Origin of the sequence: Campylobacter sp. IFREMER_LSEM_CL2256 (genome assembly GCF_025771645.1) — a bacterium.
Lineage (GTDB): Bacteria > Campylobacterota > Campylobacteria > Campylobacterales > Campylobacteraceae > Campylobacter_D.
On sequence record NZ_JAKMQQ010000005.1, the window covers coordinates 1 to 18,943 of the forward strand.

The 18,943-nt window shown below is 29.3% G+C and carries 18 protein-coding genes; 6 read left to right on the forward strand and 12 right to left on the reverse strand.

Going from position 1 to position 18,943, the window contains the following annotated elements:
• Positions 1-237: 237 nt before the first annotated feature.
• The 8 genes from L8U00_RS03235 to L8U00_RS03270 form a co-directional block, all read right to left on the reverse strand.
• On the reverse strand, positions 238-735 hold the full coding sequence (locus tag L8U00_RS03235; protein ID WP_263708480.1) for a TlpA family protein disulfide reductase: 498 nt from the start codon (positions 733-735) through the stop codon (positions 238-240).
• The gene (locus L8U00_RS03240) at positions 696-1,187 is read right to left on the reverse strand and encodes a TlpA family protein disulfide reductase (RefSeq protein WP_263708481.1); all 492 of its coding nucleotides are present in this window, start codon (positions 1,185-1,187) and stop codon (positions 696-698) included. The genes L8U00_RS03235 and L8U00_RS03240 overlap by 40 nt, the downstream gene beginning before the upstream one ends.
• Complete coding sequence (locus L8U00_RS03245; RefSeq protein ID WP_263708482.1) at positions 1,177-1,833, reverse strand: ABC transporter ATP-binding protein; 657 nt, start codon at positions 1,831-1,833, stop codon at positions 1,177-1,179. Before L8U00_RS03245 ends, L8U00_RS03240 begins: the two co-directional genes overlap by 11 nt.
• Positions 1,833-2,948 carry an ABC transporter permease gene (locus tag L8U00_RS03250; protein ID WP_263708483.1) on the reverse strand — a complete coding sequence of 372 codons (1,116 nt, stop codon included), beginning with the start codon at positions 2,946-2,948 and terminating at the stop codon, positions 1,833-1,835. Before L8U00_RS03250 ends, L8U00_RS03245 begins: the two co-directional genes overlap by 1 nt.
• Positions 2,938-4,230, reverse strand: coding sequence for an ABC transporter permease (locus L8U00_RS03255; protein ID WP_263708484.1), 1,293 nt, complete (start codon positions 4,228-4,230; stop codon positions 2,938-2,940). The genes L8U00_RS03250 and L8U00_RS03255 overlap by 11 nt, the downstream gene beginning before the upstream one ends.
• Positions 4,220-5,641, reverse strand: a complete 1,422-nt coding sequence (locus L8U00_RS03260; RefSeq protein ID WP_263708485.1) for a Fe-S-containing protein — start codon at positions 5,639-5,641, stop codon at positions 4,220-4,222. The genes L8U00_RS03255 and L8U00_RS03260 overlap by 11 nt, the downstream gene beginning before the upstream one ends.
• A gap of 75 nt (positions 5,642-5,716) precedes the next feature.
• Positions 5,717-6,238: a ferrirhodotorulic acid transporter, periplasmic binding protein gene (locus L8U00_RS03265; RefSeq protein ID WP_012661874.1), complete on the reverse strand. Its 522-nt coding sequence runs from the start codon at positions 6,236-6,238 to the stop codon at positions 5,717-5,719.
• Entirely contained in the window at positions 6,235-8,310 is a 2,076-nt protein-coding gene (locus L8U00_RS03270) for an FTR1 family iron permease (protein WP_412175420.1), read from the reverse strand. Before L8U00_RS03270 ends, L8U00_RS03265 begins: the two co-directional genes overlap by 4 nt.
• Positions 8,311-8,611: 301 nt before the next feature.
• Here L8U00_RS03270 and L8U00_RS03275 point away from each other — a divergent pair, with 301 nt between their 5' ends.
• The gene (locus L8U00_RS03275) at positions 8,612-9,946 is read left to right on the forward strand and encodes a cation:dicarboxylate symporter family transporter (protein ID WP_263708567.1); all 1,335 of its coding nucleotides are present in this window, start codon (positions 8,612-8,614) and stop codon (positions 9,944-9,946) included.
• On the opposite strand, the gene L8U00_RS03280 is transcribed toward L8U00_RS03275, so the two are convergent.
• Together L8U00_RS03280 and L8U00_RS03285 are read right to left on the reverse strand one after the other, a co-directional pair.
• Entirely contained in the window at positions 9,943-10,800 is an 858-nt protein-coding gene (locus L8U00_RS03280; RefSeq protein ID WP_263708486.1) for an aminotransferase class IV, read from the reverse strand. The two genes, L8U00_RS03275 and L8U00_RS03280, sit on opposite strands and share 4 nt — an antisense overlap.
• 11 nt (positions 10,801-10,811) lie before the next feature.
• Positions 10,812-11,789 (reverse strand): glycosyl transferase family 90, encoded by a 978-nt coding sequence (locus L8U00_RS03285; RefSeq protein ID WP_263708487.1) that lies wholly within the window; start codon positions 11,787-11,789, stop codon positions 10,812-10,814.
• Between the two features lie 129 nt (positions 11,790-11,918).
• Here L8U00_RS03285 and L8U00_RS03290 point away from each other — a divergent pair, with 129 nt between their 5' ends.
• Positions 11,919-12,410, forward strand: a complete 492-nt coding sequence (locus L8U00_RS03290) for a hypothetical protein (RefSeq protein ID WP_220517091.1) — start codon at positions 11,919-11,921, stop codon at positions 12,408-12,410.
• Here the strand turns inward: L8U00_RS03290 and L8U00_RS03295 are convergent.
• Together L8U00_RS03295 and rsmH are read right to left on the reverse strand one after the other, a co-directional pair.
• The gene (locus L8U00_RS03295; protein WP_263708488.1) at positions 12,407-13,327 is read right to left on the reverse strand and encodes a hypothetical protein; all 921 of its coding nucleotides are present in this window, start codon (positions 13,325-13,327) and stop codon (positions 12,407-12,409) included. The two genes, L8U00_RS03290 and L8U00_RS03295, sit on opposite strands and share 4 nt — an antisense overlap.
• A 3-nt stretch (positions 13,328-13,330) precedes the next feature.
• The gene (gene rsmH / locus L8U00_RS03300) at positions 13,331-14,248 is read right to left on the reverse strand and encodes a 16S rRNA (cytosine(1402)-N(4))-methyltransferase RsmH (RefSeq protein WP_263708489.1); all 918 of its coding nucleotides are present in this window, start codon (positions 14,246-14,248) and stop codon (positions 13,331-13,333) included.
• 61 nt (positions 14,249-14,309) lie between these two features.
• On the opposite strand from rsmH, the gene L8U00_RS03305 reads away from it, so the two are divergent.
• From L8U00_RS03305 to ftsZ, 4 genes are all read left to right on the forward strand, one after another.
• Positions 14,310-14,888, forward strand: a complete 579-nt coding sequence (locus L8U00_RS03305; protein WP_263682328.1) for a class II aldolase and adducin N-terminal domain-containing protein — start codon at positions 14,310-14,312, stop codon at positions 14,886-14,888.
• A gap of 79 nt (positions 14,889-14,967) precedes the next feature.
• On the forward strand, positions 14,968-16,446 hold the full coding sequence (locus tag L8U00_RS03310) for a peptidylprolyl isomerase (RefSeq protein ID WP_263708491.1): 1,479 nt from the start codon (positions 14,968-14,970) through the stop codon (positions 16,444-16,446).
• On the forward strand, positions 16,443-17,822 hold the full coding sequence (gene ftsA / locus L8U00_RS03315; protein WP_263708492.1) for a cell division protein FtsA: 1,380 nt from the start codon (positions 16,443-16,445) through the stop codon (positions 17,820-17,822). The genes L8U00_RS03310 and ftsA overlap by 4 nt, the downstream gene beginning before the upstream one ends.
• An 11-nt stretch (positions 17,823-17,833) precedes the next feature.
• Positions 17,834-18,940 carry a cell division protein FtsZ gene (gene ftsZ, locus L8U00_RS03320; protein WP_039626779.1) on the forward strand — a complete coding sequence of 369 codons (1,107 nt, stop codon included), beginning with the start codon at positions 17,834-17,836 and terminating at the stop codon, positions 18,938-18,940.
• Positions 18,941-18,943 lie beyond the last annotated feature (3 nt).

Genomic DNA, 18,943 nt, shown 5'->3' on the forward strand with positions numbered 1-18,943 from the left:
ATGAGGTGTTTTTTAGATAAATTTATATTCATTGAAAAAGTCCTTTCAAAAAATAGTTAATGTGTTTGATGGGTTATTGTTTATTTGTATATATTTGTAACATTTGTTACTAATATTTTAATAATATGGTCATAATATTAATATTTTATTTATAAATTTTTCCTTAAAAATAATTTAATATAAAAATTATCTTAAATACTTTAAACATAACAATATTAATACTTTCAATAAAAAAAATTATTGTAAAAATTTAATCTTATTTTCTAAAATACTTTTTGGGGTAAGTCCGATGAATTTTTCATTTATTTTGCCTTTTTCATCATAAAAAACTATCACAGGCACACCATAAATTCCACCCACAGCTTTAGATAAAAATGAGCTTGCTTTGGCTTCATATAAAAGTGGCAAGTCTAGCTTTTTTTCCAAAAGAATTTTTTGAGCTTCTTCTTTTGAATTAACTCCATTTAGCACCGCTAAAATAGGAAAATTTCTTTCTTTATAAAGCTCGTTTAACATAGGAATTTGTGCATTACATGCGCCACAATCTTGCGTGAAAAAAAATAAAGCATACGCTTGATTTGTATTTTGTGTTTTTAAGGTTTTTTCAAAACCATCATATTTAAAAGTATAGTTTTGATTTGAATTTAGGGTTTGAAATTCATTGTTTGAGCATGCACTAAAGAAAAAAATGCTTATTAAAGCCGAGAAGCAATAGAAGCTTTTAGTTGCGACCATGGTTTTTCTCCTATAATTTTATCTTGCACAACTCCATCTTTAATGACAAAAGTAGTTGGTACTGCAAAAACACTAAATCTTTGCCATGAGATATCTAAATCATCTTGTAAAAATATGATATTTTTATAATCATATTTTGTAGCAAATTCTTCAAAATCCTTACCTTTATCTATAGAATCAAGCGCTAGAATAGTCATTTTTTTAGGGTATTCGTTAGCTAGTTTTTCCAAAAGTGGTAAATCTTTTAAACAAGATGCACAACCTTGCTCCACAAAAGTTAAAACGATAAGATTATCAAAATCAGCTAGTTTGATTTTCTCACCTTCTAAATTTTTTGCTGCGATTTCTGGTGCTTTTAGGCCTATTTTACCGCCATTTTTATTGTTGTTTTCAAAACAAGCACTTAAAAAAACTAAACATAAACAAGCTAAAATTATACTTTTAATTTTCACTTTTCATCACTCCATGGCTTAAAATGATAGTTCTATCAGCAAAGGTTGCTAAGTCTGGATTGTGAGTGATTAAAACTATGGTTTTACCATCTTGTTTTAATTTACAAAAAAGCTCTAGAATATTTTTTTCATTTGCCTCATCTAAATTTCCAGTTGGCTCATCTGCTAATAAAATTTCAGGATCATTTACTAAAGCTCTTGCTATGCATAGTCTTTGTTGTTCCCCGCCACTTAGTTGGCTTGGTAAATGCGTAAGTCTGTGTGAAAGCCCTACTTTTTCTAGCGCCATTATAGCGTCTTTTTGCTCTATACTTGAGTGATAAAACTGCGCTAGCATAACATTTTCTAAAGCATTTAAATAAGGTATTAAATGAAATTGTTGAAAAATCAAACCTATTTTTTCTCTTCTGATTACGCTTTTTTCTTCTTCGCTTAAATTTCCAACTTCTTTATCATTTAAAAAATACTCCCCGCTACTTTGAGTATCCATCAAAGAAAGTATATTTAAAAGCGTTGATTTACCTGAACCTGATGGACCCATGATAGCTAGCCATTCACCTTGCTTTACTTCTAGGTTGATATTTTGCAAAGCTTTAACTTCATTAAAATTACGATTTAAATTTGAAATTTTTATAATATTTTTCATCACTCACCCTTTAAATTTTCACAAACATTGATTTTTAAAGCTTTTTTTAGCGGCAAAATACTTGCAAAAAATGCAAATACCAAAGAAACAAGCACCGCAAAAAATACTGAAAGCAATCTAAAATCTATACTTGCATTAAAAATCAAATACCCAAAAATATTTGCCAAAAAATATCCACAAAAAGCACCGAGTAAACTAGCACTTAAACTTAAAATAAATACTTCAGCTCCAAAGAGCTTGATGATTTCTTTATGCTTAGCTCCTAGTGCAAGGTGCAAGGCTATTTCTTTTTTTCTTGAAAAAATCACCGCACTAAGAGTGGTATTTACACTCAAAGAACTAATGAGTAAAATAGTTAAACTAATCAAAGCCATTAAAGCTTTGATCTTTTCTAAAATCACACCTTCGCTAATGGACACTGAAGCTATGACTTTGGCTTCTACATTGCCCTTGCTAAGCTCTTTTGCTTTTTGATCTAAACTTTCATAATCACCTAGCAAAATAGCTTGAGCATAATTTATCACTTCTTTAGCTGCTAACTCTTGAGCTTTTTTTAAAGAGATGATTAAAACCCCATCTTGTTCATCATTGCTTCTTAAAATAGCTTTGATTTTTACTTTGACTATTTTGGAAATGCTTGGATTATAAATTTGCAATTCTTGTCCTATTTTAAGTTCAAGTTGTTTAGCTAAATCAGCCCCTACAAAGGCACTATCTTCACTAAAATCACTCAAAGAAAAGCCTCCTTTTAAAACCTCCATAAAAGGCTTGGTAAGCTTTAAATTTGCAAAATCAACCCCAACAACTACAGCACTTGAGCTTTCAAGATTATAAAAACCATATAAAAATGGGGTTAAAGCTTTTACCTTCAAGCTTTCTTTAACTTGATTAAACTCATCCATACTTAAAAACTCATCATCTTTTGGCGTGATGATAAAATTAGCTCCATAAGCTTTTAATTCTTTAGATAATTTTGTGTCAATATCAAAATAAATATTAAAAAATGAAGCACTAACCATAGCACCCATAAACACAGCTATAAAGATAATACAAACTCTTTTATAAGAAAAAATAAGAGATTTAAAAACCTCTTGCATAAAAAAATTATTTCCCATATAAAACCTCTGAAGTAGAAAGTTTAGAAATTCCTTTGATAGAAAACAAGCATCCTAAAAATACTATAAGCACTGCAAAAAATAAACAAATTGGTAGGATAATCCAAGAAATTTCAATGGTATGTTCAAATATACTCAAGGCGATAATCTCTGACATACCTATACCAAAAGCAAAGCCCAAAACTGCTCCAATTAAAGCTACCACAACCCCTTCTAGTGCAAAAATCATATAAATTTGCAAAGTGCTAGCACCTAAAGCTTTTAAAAGTCCTATTTCGCTTTTTCTTCTAAAAATATCCGCACTCATTAAAGATGATATGGCTATGGAAGCTACGATTAAACATATAATACTAACTACTGCCATTAAAGATTGAATTTTAGACACTATTAAACTTTCTGCATCTGAAATCGCACTCACTACTTTTGTGCTAGCACCCTTAAAATCTTCTGCGATTTGATAAGCAATAGAACTTACATAAGCAGTGCAATACCACTGATCATACTCAAGCTGATCAAGACTATCTACATCGCGTCTTGCTTTTTGTGCTAAATCATTTTCAGGTATAGTCAAAGCTGAAACTTCTGCTTTAGCAAATAAACCTTCCTTTTTAGAAAGTTTTTGCGCTAAAAGTAAAGAAGTGATAATTTTATTTGAAAAAGCTTGGGTTAAATCCATAATACCAACAATTTTCACTTTAAAAAATTGTTCATTTTGCACAAGGGTGATTTCATCATCTATTTTTAAATCATACTTTTGTGCTAAATCTATTCCTAGCATTATTTCATCTAAACTATCATCTTTTGGGTAGCTTCCTTTGATTTGACTATATTTGTATAATTCTTTAATACCCGCATAAAAATCATCATCATCTTGAATCTTTATAGCCTTATCAAAATAAGTTCCTACTAAAGAGATATTTTCATAATTTGCATTTGGAGTTTGAATTTTTACTTGGGTATCTAAAAATGGTGCAAAGGCATTAATATTATTTCTCCAAAAAATTTCTTTTATAGTATGAAGCTTGTTTTCTTCTAAAAAATTTTGATTTTTCAAAGGCTCATAGATTTTATTACCCACTTCTACACTTAAACTTGCACCTTTAGGTAAAACTAAAATGTTTGACCCATAACTTCTTAATTCTTTTGTGATTTCATTACCTATACCCAAAGTAAGATTTAACATAGTAGCCATAAGCAAAGTAGCTAAAAAAATCGTTAACAAAGCTAGGGATTTTTGAATTTTATTTTGAAAAATGGAATTTTTTACAATCTTAACTTGCATAGTCATTTCCTAATAAATTATGAATTCTATATTTTGAAGTCTTATTCATATCGATGTATTTTAAAGGATCGTTTTTAAACTCTTCATAATTTTTTTCATTAGCAAAAAAATATGTTCTACCTTTATAAACGTAAGATCTTGGCGCTTTTAAATTAATTAATTCAGTATTATCAATAGGATCATAAACTTTCTTTTCTACTACTTGAGTGAAAAAATTCACCCCATCTAAAATTTCTGAAAAAGGTATGATAACCTTACCATTTTCAAATTTATACTTCATAGGGATAGGATTACACCCACCTGCCTTACCTACACTTGGTAAGAAAATTCTAACATTACATGAGATACAAATTAATTCTCCACCTTTTTTAACATACCCCATATCCCCACATATACTACAAGCATCAAAAACTGCTACTGGTGAGTCTTTATCTTCTCTTTTGTTAATTAAAAAAAATCTCACCACTTTACCCTCATCGCTAATATAAGCAAAGCGATGTAAGTTATTATCTCTTAAAATCGCTACATCAAAGACAAATTCATCATTTTCATTTGGCTCTACATAGGTTGGCTCATCTATGGTTACCGGTCTTGAAGCATGCAAATCATAAAAAAGAAAAATACAAAGACTTAAAATCATAGCACTAAAAATACTTGCACTAAAATTAGTTATAGTTGAATTTTTTGCTTGATTTTTTCTAAATTCTATATCAAAATCTTTTTTCTTGCTATTTTCACTCACTCTTTGCTTTAGAGCTAAAACAATACAAAGTCCTAACAACACAAACCATACATAAGTATAAAATTTAGCATAATATACACTTTTTGCCACATAGCTTAAATATAAACTTTCTGTTTCTACCACGCCTTCTCTCATAAGGTGTAATAAAATTTGCGCTAAAGCTTCATTTAGATAAAAAATTACGATAATAAATAAAAATAAATTTAAAAACTTGAATTTAAATTTCCTTAACCATCTTGTAAAAAGATAAACCCCAAAACACACAACAAAAGCAAGCAAAATTAACCCAAAAGAACTAATCGCTAAAGAATCTAAAAAATTAGTGCTTAATATAGGAAAGTCAATAGAAATATGTAAGTATTTTATACCAAAAGCAAAAGATAGTAAAAAAAGTAATATTGCTTGAATTTTTTCTTTTAAAAAATTATTTTTCATAAAAGAAAAAATGATAATACCCAAAAACAATAAAACAAATAAAATATCATTAGAAAAATATAGCAAATCATAACTTAGTGTTTTAGCGCTAATAAAAAAAGCAAAATAAGAAAAAACAAAACCTACAAAAGCAAGTTTAAACACTAAAGAATTTTTTAGATTATAAAAAAATAAAGCACTCAAAAGCGCATAAGAAAAAAATACTCCAAAAAAATGTACAAAATAAATCGACATAGGCTCTTCTTTGATAGAATTTATTTATAAAATCAATAATTTCATAAATAAACCCTAGCAAAAGCTAGGGAAAAATCACTTAGGTTTTCCTGTGTATTTGAAGTTATATTTAACCGAAAATGGCTCAAACCATTTACCAACACCTGTTTCTTTATCAACATGGCGTCCAAAACCTTGTTTTTCTGGACTTTCTATTAAAAATACTAACTCGTAATTTCCAATGCCTGTATCCATTTTTAAATTTGCACCATAGTGAGGGCCATCATCTGCAACCATAGGCATAAGAGTTCCTGTTTTTACTTTACCATTGTCAAGATTAGTTAGCTTATAAGCTATAGTTAAATAAGGGATCCAAAAGCCTTCTGGAAAGCCGTTTTTATTACCCTTTAATGCATGAATATCTGCTTCAAGGTGAATATCTGCCAAACTTGCTGCAAGGTCAATGCCTCTTGGCTCCATTTCGATTGGTTGTAAATAAACCGCTGCTATTTCCATACCATTTAATTCATAAGGATCGCCAATTGGCACCTCTGCTGCAAAAACTGAACTAGCTAAAATACTAGCTGCTGCGCCTAAACTTAATAAAGTTTTTTTCATATTTTTTCCCTTTTATTTGAAATTTGCTTTGTTATAAAAATACCCATAATGAGTAAGATTAAAACCATAAACTGAGGTATGATACTCTCATAGTAAGGATAAATTCCAAGCCACAAAATTCCTTCAAAATCAAAAGGAAGCAAGCTTGGGGTGATAACCTTAGCTTCTATGAGCTCACCAACGCCTTTGCCCGTAAAGACAAAGACCATATAAAAAATAATGTATGAAGTTATATAAAAAAATTGTTTTACTGGTATTTTTAAAGCACCAGCTTTTAATAAATAATAAAGTACGACAAGTATAATTAATCCGCTAGCTAATCCTATAAATATAAAACTATAATCTGTACTTGTTTTTGCATCAAACAATAAAGCCTGATAAAAAAGAATAGTTTCTGCACCTTCTCTATATACAGCTAAAAACACACTAAACCATAAGGTTTTTGCTGAATTATTTGATATAGCTTCAACTGCTTGAGTTTTTATGTGATTTGCCCATTTTTTATTTTGCGCATTTGATAAAAGCCAAAAACCCACATAAAACAATAATGCAACAGCCACAAGCATAGTAATGCCTTCTAGCAACTCTCTGCTTTGCCCTGCTTGTTCTTTAAAAATCCATGAAATAAAAAATGCTGTTACAAAACTTAAAAATACCCCACTCCAAAGTGCTGAATATACTATATTTAAACGCTTCTTATTGCCACTTTGAACTAGGTATGAAACTATAGCTACAATAATAATTAAAGCTTCCAAACCCTCTCTTAAGATAATACCCAAAGCCCATATAAATAAAGACATAGGCGAGGATTCTTGAATTTTATCCAAAGAGCTTTCTACTAAGGCACTAAGCTCATCGAAATTTTGTTTTAATTCTTCTTTAGAAGCACTTGCTTTAATAAGTGCAACACCTTTTGAAAAATAACTTTCTATTTTTAATTTTAAAGCACTATCAATAGCACCAATTTTACTTTCCATGCCACTTGCTTCAAAAATATCCAAATACACATTTTGCAAAGCATCTATACTATTTAAACTAAATCCCTCATAATTTTGTAAAATATCATTAAGAGCAATTTTCATATCATCATATACTTTAGTATAGTTTTTAGTACTCATAGTACTTTCATCAAAGCCTTTAATTTGAAGCAAAGCTAATTCTTCTTTAGGTAAAGCTAAAAACGCTTCATATAATAAATCTGATATGTTTGAAATTTCATCTCTAATAGTTTTTTCATCTAAAGTATTAGCATTGATTTTTCTTATAATAGTTCTAAGTTTAGTTTGAATTTTTTTATCCACTCCTGCCTTAGTATATCTTGCCACTAAAACTTCTACTTTTGAGTTTCTATAGTCTTCAAACAATGCTGATTGAATCAAATCTTTAGCTTTTTGATAGTCTTTATTTACAAAAGCTAATGCAGCCTGATCAAGCTTTGAAATCATTGAATCCATTAAAAATTGCAACCTTGCATCCAAAGCCGAAGCTTCTTGTAAAGCTAATAATGCTTCATCTTTTTGAGTGTCTTGCTCTTGAGCAATCAAACTTTGAGTTGAGTTTTGTGAAGTTTGTTCTTTAACATTCTCTCCAAGCAAAGCAGCAAACATCGCTTCAGCTTGTGCTTGGCGTTCTTTTTCTGCTTTTAAAGATGAGTTTTCAGCTGCTTTTTTATCATAATTTACATCACTAGCTTCAGCTTTAAGCTGGAAGCCTTTTTCTAAAATAGGAACTATTTCATCTAAATCAAAATACAAACTACTAATCAAGGCTTCTATTTTAGAAAAATCTTCTTTATCTTTATATAACTTCCTTAAATTAACAAATTTACGCTCCATAACAATGGCTTTTCTACCAACATTACGCCCAATAGAACCTTCCATGGTTTCAAAATGCTGAAAATATGCATCTTCTGCCTTTTTTTTCGCTTCTAAATTTTTATTTTCTTTGTATAAAATCATACTTTCATTTAAAATTTGTTTGATTGCTTGGGCTTCTTTTTGATAATCAATCTCTCTAGCATAAACAATAGTACAAAATAAAAAAATTATCAACAAGCTTATTTTTTTAAACACTATTTTACTCCGAAATGATATTCATTTTTAAAATCATAGTTGCAAGTATAGTACTAGCTTTCTTAAATTTAGATAAACATTATCATTATTTATTTCATAATAAATCAGATAAAAATACTACAAAATGCTACTTTTAGCTACAAAATAAGCTAAAAAATTATTATTTTTAAGAGTATTGTTTATTTTTTATTTGTTTTAATCATAAAAATAAGTTTTTCTTTGCTAATATGTGATGGTTTTAAAAATTCAAGGAGTTTTTGTGCTAGTAATTACCCATGAAAAACCAAGCAAGCTCAAAAAAATGTTAAAAAATTTAGGTTTTTGGGTGATTATAGGAATAATAGCTGGTATTAGCCTTGGTTTATTAGACAAAGAACTTGCACTAGCTAGTAAAATCGGAGTGGATTATTTTATACAAGCTTTAAAATTTTTAATAGGACCTATTATATTTTTAACTATTGTTTTAGGAGTTGTTAGCCTTGAAAGTCTAAAGCAAGTTGGAAGTATAGGTGCTAAAGCTTTATTATACTTTGAAGTAGTGAGTACTTTTGCTTTAGCTATTGGTATTTTTATGGCAAATATTATGGGACCTGGAAAAGGAATGAACCTTGATCCAAACACCCTAGATCAAGAAAGTGTAGCTCAATTTGTTAATAAAAATATAGAAATAAGTGCGCAAAATGAAATTTTACATATTTTAAAAGACGCCATACCTACTGATATCATCGCTGCTTTTAGCGAGGGAAAAACCTTGCAAATCTTAGTTATAGCCCTAGCTTGTGCTTTTATTATTTCACTTATGAGAATTGATGAGAGAAAAGCTATACAAAAAACCTTAGAAATAATGCAAAGTTTTGTTTTTAAAATCCTAGAAATCATTATGTATTTTTCTCCTATTGCTGCTTTTTCTGCGATGGCATTTTTAGTAGCAAAATATGGGCTTGACTCTTTGTTAAATTTAGGATATTTACTTGTTGTTATGCTACTTGCTTCTTTGCTTTTTATCTTTGGAGTTTTAGGACTTATTTGTTTTATTGCCAAAGTTAATATTTTTAAATTTATGCGTTTTATTTCAAGAGAAGTTTTGATAGTTTTTGCCACAAGCTCTAGCGAATCAGCATTAGCTCCACTTATGAGAAAGCTTGAAAAAGCAGGAATTTCAAAAGCCACTGTGGGTTTAGTATTGCCAACTGGATATAGTTTTAATCTTGATTGTACTAATATTTATTTGGCTATGAGTTTGATTTTCCTTGCACAAGCTTTTAATGTAGAACTTTCTTTAACGCATGAAATTAGTATTTTAATCGTACTGATGATAGCTTCAAAAGGCGCTGTTGGTGTAACTGGTTCAGGTTTTATCATACTAGGAAGCACACTTGCAGCTTTATCTAATATGCATATTGCAGAAGCTAACAATGGCTTAGGAGCAAGTTTAGGCGAGGTTTTACCCGTAGCTGCTATTTCTATACTTTTGGGTGTGGATAAATTTATGTCTGAAATTCGTGCAGTAGGAAATTTATGCGGTAATAGCGTAGCAGCTTTAATCGTAGCTATTTGGGACAAACAAATAGACTGGGAAAAATTCCGCTACGCTCTTAATAATCCTAAAGAATTTACAAACGCAGGTTTTGATTAAAAAACCTCTTTTTGTATTTTTTCCACATATTTTTCTCTTAGCTTTTGGGTATAAAAGCCTACTTTACCATCATTAATCACCTTGCTATCTGCTTTTATAACACCTAAAATCAAAAAAGTAGCCGCAGAAATAAACACCTCATCAGCCTCATATACTTCTTTCATACTAAAAGCTCTTTGATCTACTTTAAGATCAAGTTCTTTGGCAAATTTCAAGATATTTTTACGGCGAATTCCTGGTAAGATTTCATTAGAAAATGGCTTAGTAATTAAAGTTTTATCTTTTATAATAAAAGCTGAACTACTAGAAGCTTCTGTTACTAAAGCATTTTCTACCATAAAAGCTTCAAAAACCTTAGCTTTTATAGCTTCTTCTTTTGCAAGACATTGAGCCAATAAAGAAATTGATTTTATATCCCTTCTTTTCCATCTTAAATCAGATGTTGAAATAACACTTACCCCATTTTTAGCATGCTCATGCTCAATCACCTTACATTCAAAAGCAAAAGCCATAATAGTATGTTTTAATCCCTTTAAAAGAGCAAAATTTCTACTAGCAACCCCTCTAGTAACTTGCATATAAAGCCCACCTTCTTTAAGAGAGTTTTTAATGATTAATTGCTCTAAAATATTTTCAAATTCTTCTTTTGTATAAGGAATTTGTAGTTCAATTTGAGCCAAACTACGCTCAAAACGTTCCCAAAATTCTTCTTTGTCAGCTATTTTTGCATTTACCACAGGAACTACTTCATAAATTCCATCCCCAAAGATAAAACCTCTATCAAAAACACTCACTTTAGCTTCACTAGCTTTTACAAACTCATCATTTAAAAACACCACTTCCATTTCTTGCATAAGTCCTCCTTTTAATCAAATAAATCAATAATATCTTTTGGTAAATCAAGCTGATTAGAATAATAAAAATACTTAGCCAAAACTAAAATTCCTATATAAATTTCTATCTTTTCATCTAAAAATTGCTCTATGTAAGCATGGGCATTTTGAATGATTTCTTTTGTTCTATGCGGATTAGTTAAATAATAATCAAGCAAAGCTTCTACATTTTCATAATCATCATCAATCAAAGCAAAGTGCTCATTTGGAACTAGCTTTCCTTCCATAAACCAAGTTTCATAGCGCATTTTTGGAGCTAAAACTAAAGAATTTGTTCTCATCGCCCACTTTAAGTTGCTTGCTACGTCATTGCCTTCTAAAGAAAGTAAAAATTTAAACTGCGTTTGATAAGCTCTACTGATTTTAAAATTTAAATTTTTAATCCATTTTTCAGCTTGAATTTTTCTACCACCAACATGAGCAATATCGCAACGAGGATTATCAAAATACTTTTCAAAAAATTTAATACGATGAGGCTGATAAATCGCGCCTCTAAAAAAAAGCAAGTCTTTTTTATCTTCAAATTGATTTTTATCCTGTATAAAATCAAAATGTCTATTTTTATCTAATTTTAAGATGATATTATTAAAACCATTTTCAACCGGTCTTGATTTAGCTATGCTTGGATATTTAAGATTATAACTAATATCCCCAAAACCTTTAACCCATAAAAAATCATCATCAAAATACTTACTGATTGCATAAGCATCATAAGCATAAGAAGTTTTTTTAAAAGGAAATTTTCCTATTTTTTCATAATTTTCAAATTTTTTTATATCAAAAAAATCATTTTGCAGATTATAATAATTCAAGCGAGTAATAATGTTATCTAGATTTTTTAGTTTTAAAATTTCTTTTAAAATATTTTGTAATTGATTTTGATAAATTTTTCTAGGTATAAAACTTTTAGCTATGCCTTTTACATTCATCATAAATCTAGAATCTGCCATTTTTCTTCCATTTTGATATTAAAATAATATAAATTTTAACACAAGATTTCATTTACAAGACTTAAAATTTAGTTTAATTAAAAACAAAAATGTTAAAATCACAAAAATCACATACTGATTGGGTAAAAAATGAAAATACAAGAATTTATTTTAAACTTTATTTTTAAAGTTTCAAACCAACCTGTTAATTTAAAAGATTTATTAGAAGCAAACGCCTTACTTAATGAAGGCATGATGGTAGATCCTGCGAAATTAAATTTTAAATTTAAGGTGTTTAATTCTTATCTTATTTATGCATTTTTTTGCATAGCTATTTTAGTTCCTATGCTTATCATTAGTCATTATTTTTTAACAATTATTGATTTTCATATTAGTATTTTAAGTGCTGTTTTTGTAACCGCTTGTGTTTTTATTGGCTATGATATTTTTAAAATTTACACTAGAAAAGTAATAAGTAAAAGATTATTAAAAAAAGCTTGGGCTTTGCATTTTCCATATTTTGCTTATGAAAAATATTCAAAAATAGCAGAAAATATTTATAACCAAGCCATTAAAGAAGAAATCCCAAAAAACCAACTCGAGCAATATGTTTTAGAAAAAATCATTCAAACACAAGATTAATCTAAAAAGTCTAAAACTTGATTTTGAAAATATAGCGCCTCAAGCTGTCTTTGAAGCTCTTTGTTTTCCTCATCTAAAACAAGTTCTTGCGATCTTAAATCCGCTATATCTCTACTTACATAATAAATTTGATTTCTAATATAAATTTGTGGGAAAAATATCAATAAAGCAAATGCTATCATCAAACCTGCATATATTAAATTTTTAGGACTTAAATTTTTATTCTCCTCACTTACTATACTATCTAAAAGTTCATATTTATCTTCTTGGTTATACTCTTGGTTTTCTTCAAGTCTTACTTTTTCTTCTAAAATTTTTTGTTCTTGCTTGGCTAGTTTTTCTTTTTCTTTTAATTCCTCTTGAGCTTTTCTTAGTTTTTCTTGTTCGATTTTTTTTTGCTCTTTTAGTTCTTGTTTGAGTTTAGCTTTTTCTTTTCTTTTTTCTTTTAAATCTTGAAATTTTGAGGTGACAAAAACATTGCTTTGGGTAAGAATTTTAGATATTTGAATAGGATCTTTATTTTCTTGTTTTTTTTCTATTTTTCTTACTTCTTGAGTTGATTTGTTACTTTTAAGCGTTTTAGAATTTGCAATATTTTTTTTATCGAATTTTTCTTTTTGCTTTTTGAAAAAATTAAGTTGTAATTTAAAAGGCTTTTTTTCTTCTAATTTAACATTAATCAAATCTTCTTTTAAATAAATAGCAGATTGCTTCCTAGGTTTTTCTTCATACTCTTCATCAAAATCTGTAAATTTAGGTCTTTTTTTACGTTGTATTCTATTTTTTAGTATACGATCACTCTCATTAAAATTTTGCTCATATTCTTCATAAGGCCTACCTTCTTTAATAGCCCTGGAATATTTCAACATTTTTTCACGTATATTTTGCTTTTCTTTTAAAAAATCATCTTCAACCATTATTTACCTAAAATAAAAAATTCTCATTTTTGCACAACTTGATCTGCTATTATAGCTTATTTCTTCTTTGGAGGCACTTATGGCTTTTTTACTTAAAATTTTCCCAAGACTATGTCCTTTGCCACATTCGCATTTTATGGCTCTTTCATCGCAAATGCAGTCTTTTTCCCATCTTTTAAAAGTATTTTTTACTATCCTATCTTCCAAAGAATGAAAACTAATAATGGCTAATTTACAATCTTTTAATTTTGCTTTTTCTATGTTTTTAAGCAAGGATTTTAATTCGCCAAGCTCATTATTTACTTCTATGCGTAAAGCTTGAAATACAAGTAAAGCTAAAGACACATTGCGTCCTTTTAGCTTAGCATTTCCTATGATTTGACTTAATTCTTTTGCGCTTGTAATCTCTTTTTGACTTCTTGCATTGATGATTTTTTGAGCAAGCATTGAAGCAACCGGTGTTAAATCTCCATAGTCTTTAAAAATTTGCTCCAAGGCTTCCTTGCTGTAAGAATTTACCACTTCTTTAGCGCTTAAAGGATTATTTTGATCCATTCTCATATCTAAAAAATCAGAATTTAGTGAAAAACCTCTATCATTTTTGTCAAGCTGCAAAGAAGATACACCGATATCAGCTAAAATTCCTCTTAGGTTTTGCGTTGGAATTTGAGTTAAAATGTCTTTAAAACCTATATGATTAAAACTTATCCTATCTTGAAATTTTTTTAAAAATTCTTTAGAAAAATTTAAAGCTTCTAAATCTTTATCACAAGCAATTAATCTTAGTTTCTCATGAGCTTGCAATAACGCCTTAGAATGCCCTCCATAACCCAAAGTGCAATCTAAAAAATCTCCACTATCAAAATCATCAAAAGCGTCTAAAACTTCTTGCAGTAAAACAGGAATATGTGGACTTTGCAAAATAAACCTTTAAAATATTTTTTAGTATAATATCTTAGTTAAGTTTAAAACAAGGTTTTTAATGAATAAAGAAAATATCATTTCTCAAATCAGAATACTTTCTACTTCAATGTTTAAAAAAAATTTTTTTGGAATTTGCCACGGATCAGTTTCAGCAAAACTATCTCAAAGTTCTTTTATTATAAATAAAAATGACACTTTTTTAAATCAACTAGATGAAAAAAGTTTAAGTATTTTAAAATTTGCAAAAGATTATAGCTGGGATGAGGCAAGTAGCGATAGTGAAATCCATAAAAGTATATATGAGAACATACCTGAAGCCAAATTTATATGTTTTGCCTGCCCAACCTATACCTTATCTATGAGTTTAAATCATGATTTTATAACACCTCAAGATTATTTTGGTGAAATTTTTCTAGAAGAAATTCGAGTTTATAATCCTAAAAATTATGAAGATTGGGAGGATAGATCACAAACTGAAATTTATCGTTATATGTTAGAACAAAAACAAAATTTTGTTGTTGTAAAGGGCTATGGTATATTTGCCTATGGTAGAACAAGTTATGAATTAGGTAAAATTATAGATTTAATTGAAAATTCTTGCAAAATTATCCATTTAGCGGAAACAAATTTATCATAATAATTTAAAATTAATCTTTTATTAATCACAAATTATTTATAATTTATAGTTTAATTTATTTAATCAGATTGGGGTAAAAATGCTCACTTGGATGCAGCATCATAAAAAATACTTAGTTGTAACTATTTGGATTAGCGTTATTGCTTTTGTTGGAGCAGGTTTTGTTGGTTGGGGGAGTTATGATTTTAACACCGATAGATCTAGTTCTGTTGCAAAGGTAGGCGATGAAAAAATAAGTTATGATGAGTTTAATCTTAAATATTCTCAATTATTTGGCTATTATTCTCAGCTAAACAATGGCAATTACACACAAGAACAAGCACAAAAAGATGGCTTAGATACCCAAGCTATTAATGAACTTATACAAGAAAAACTACTACTTTCTTATGCTAAAACCTTGGGTTTAAATGTGAGCGAGGAAGAAATCGCTTATGATTTAGCACATCAAAAAATCTTTCATAATGCTTCAGGTGTTTTTGACAAAAATTTATACTATAATCTGCTTGCAAGAAACAACTATACACCAAAAACTTATGAAAAAATCATTCACGATGAGTTATTACTTAAAAAAATCAATGCTATTTTAAATTTGCAAATCAAACCAAATGAACTTGATATGTTTGGCGCAAGTTTTTTAATGCAAGATAGTTTAAAAGTTCAAGCTATAAAACTTGATAATAAAAACATAACAATAGATGAAAAAGAGTTAAAACAAACTTGGGAGAAAAATAAAGAGCTTTATAAGACGCAAAAAAGTTACGAGCTTGCAACTTATTTTTTAAACCCTGATATAATCAAAATTGATGACAAAGAAATCCAAGCTTACTATGAAGAAAATAAAAATGACTATAAAGATTTTGCAGGGAAAATTCTAAGTCTAGAACAAAGCAAAGATAAAGTTATAAAAGATTTAAAACTTTCTAAACTTAAACTTAAATCCAATGAAAGCTATGTGGCTTTGAGAAAGAACGAGCTTAGTTTTGATAAAAATATCACAATCAGCGATGCTGATATTTATTATCCTTTAGAAAATATACAAAAAGCTAAAGAAAATGATTTTATTAAGCCTTTTAAATTTGAAAACGGCTATATGATTGCAAAAATTATAAAAATAAATCCTATACAAACTATGACTTTTGAGCAAGCTAAAAACGAAGTAAGTAAACTTTACATTAAAGAAAAAACTAAAGCCTTATTAGAAGAAAAAGCAAAACTCGCCCTAGATAATTTCCAAGGTATAGACATAGGTACTTATAGCCGTGACTCAAGCAAAAATGCAAAAGTGGGTAATATGATGAATGATACTGAATTTAGCGAGTTTTTAATGCATGTATTTGACTCAAACAAAGCTAAATCTTATGTATTATTTGATGATAAAGCAATAGTTTATGAGATCACAAAACAAACTTTAGAAAATAAAAACAAAGAAGAAATTTACAAATTTATCATAGAGCAAAGCGCTAAACAAACTAAACAAGCTTTACTTAAGGAAGAATTATTAAAAAAACTTATAGAATTATATCCAATTCAACGCTATTATAAAGGAAATACAAATTGAATATTTTAGGAATTGATTTAGGCTCAATACAAACTTGCGCCATATTAGCACAAAAAAGCGAAGAAGGACTAAAAGTCATTGGTTTTGGAAAATCAAAATCAAATGGTATAAAAAAAGGAGCAATTACTAATATAGAACTTGCTTCAAAATCCATAGAAGAAGCAGTAGCTGATGCACAAATGATGTCAGGCGTGCATTATGATAAAGTAATTGTATCTATTTCAGGTGCTTATGCAAAAAGTGTAGATAGTATAGGTGTAGTTAATATACCAAATCATGAAATAGGTATTAAAGAAATTCACAGAGCAGTAAGCACAGCAAAGCATACTGCAAATATACCTAGTGGATATGAAATCATTCATGTATTACCTTATAATTTTAAAGTAAATGATCTTGAACATGTAGAAGATCCTTTGGGAATGAGTGGAAATCGCCTTGAAGTTTCTACGCATATTGTAATCTCACAAGAAGTGCATATTAAAAATCTAAAAAAAGCTGTGGAGCTTGCTGATCTTAGAGTAGATAACATCGTTCTTTCAGGATATGCTTCTTCTATTGCTTGCTTTGATGATAGTGAAAAAGAATTAGGCGCTATTTTAATCGATATGGGTGGAGCAGTTTGCGATATGGTCATTCATGCGGGTAATTCTATACGCTACAATGAATGCTTACAAATTGGCTCAGTAAATATCACCAATGATTTATCCATAGCTTTACATACCCCGCCAAAAGAAGCAGAAAAACTAAAATTAAATTATGCATCTTTAGCGCAAAATGAAAACTCAATTATACAAATTCCATACATGGGTGATGAAAAAAGAAAAAATGAAGTTTCAGTAGAAGTCATATCCAATGTAATTTATGCAAGAATTGAAGAAACTATTATTATTTTAGCTAAAATGCTAAGCGATAATACTTGTGCAAATCAAGCAGGAGCAGGTATAGTATTAACAGGTGGAATGACAAAATTTGCAGGACTTGACAAGCTTGCTTCAGCTTATTTTGATAATAAAGCTGTTAGAATAGCGACTGCAAAAAAAGATACTATGGATGGTTTTAAAGAAATTTTTGAAGATGCAGAAAATAGCTGTGCTATAGGTCTTTGTTTATATGGTGGTGGGCATTTTACTCCTTATGAATTAGATTCTAATGAGAAACTAAGATACAAAGGAGAGCCTGAATTTATCAATAAACAAATCAAACAAAATCTTACCATAGATGAAAACGAAGAAGAAAATAAAGATTTTGAAGAAATTTTTCAAGATCAAAAAGAATTTGAAGATGAAAAAACAGAATTAGCAAAAATAGAAACAAAGAAAGATAAAAAAACGAATTTAATGCATAAATTTTGGAATAAATTAATAAACCAGTTCTAATAGGAGACACAATGAGCGAATATCTAGTGGAAGAAATGCAACACGCAAAAGGTGCAAAAATAAAAGTCATAGGCTGCGGTGGCGGTGGCGGTAACATGATAGATCATATGGTAAATATGGGTTTACATGATCTTGATCTTATTTCAGCTAATACTGATGCACAAGCTATAGCTAAATCTTTAGCAAAAACTAGAATTCAACTAGGTGAGAAAAAAACCAAAGGTTTGGGTGCTGGAATGCAACCAGAAATTGGGGCAGAAAGCGCAAGAGAAAGTTTTGAAGAAGTAAAAGCTGCTTTAAGTCAAAGCGACATAGTATTTATTTCAGCAGGACTTGGTGGTGGAACTGGTACAGGTGCAGCTCCTGTTGTAGCACAAGCTGCTAAAGAAGTAGGTGCGCTAACTGTTTCAGTTGTAACTATGCCTTTTGCATTTGAAGGAAAACAAAGAAAAAAATTAGCAGAAGCTGGTTTAGCTGAATTAAAAAAAGAAAGTGATTCTATCATTGTAATCCAAAATGAAAAACTTCTTAGTATACTCCCAAAAAAAGCAGGTATAAAAGAAGCATTTAAACTAGTTGATGATATTTTAGCTAGAGCTGTTAGGGGTATGGTGTCTATCCTTTTAGAAGATGGCGATATTAATGTTGACTTTGCTGATGTTAGAACTGTTATGAGCCACAGAGGTTTAGCACTAATGGGCGTGGGTCATGGAGAAGGTGAAAATGCTATCATGGATGCATTATCAAGTGCTATAGAATCTCCATTATTAGACGGCATGACTATGAAAGGCGTTAAAGGCGTAATCATCCATTATAAAATTGGTCCTGAATGCTCATTGATAGAAATTTCACAAGCTACTCAAAGCATTAGCGATATAGCAGATGAAAACGCAAAAGTAATCTTTGGTGCAACGACTGATGAGAGTATGGGTGATCGCGTTGAAGTTACTATCATTGCTACAGGTTTTGAAGATAAAGCTGAAATAGAAAGTGCTAAAGAACAAGAAGAAAGTAAAAAAAATAGCTATATGAATTTACGTAAAGCTAGCGGTGGATTTGATGAAGAAGTGATTTCTCAGCTTGATGTTCCTGCTTTCTTGCGTCGCCAAATGGATTAATTT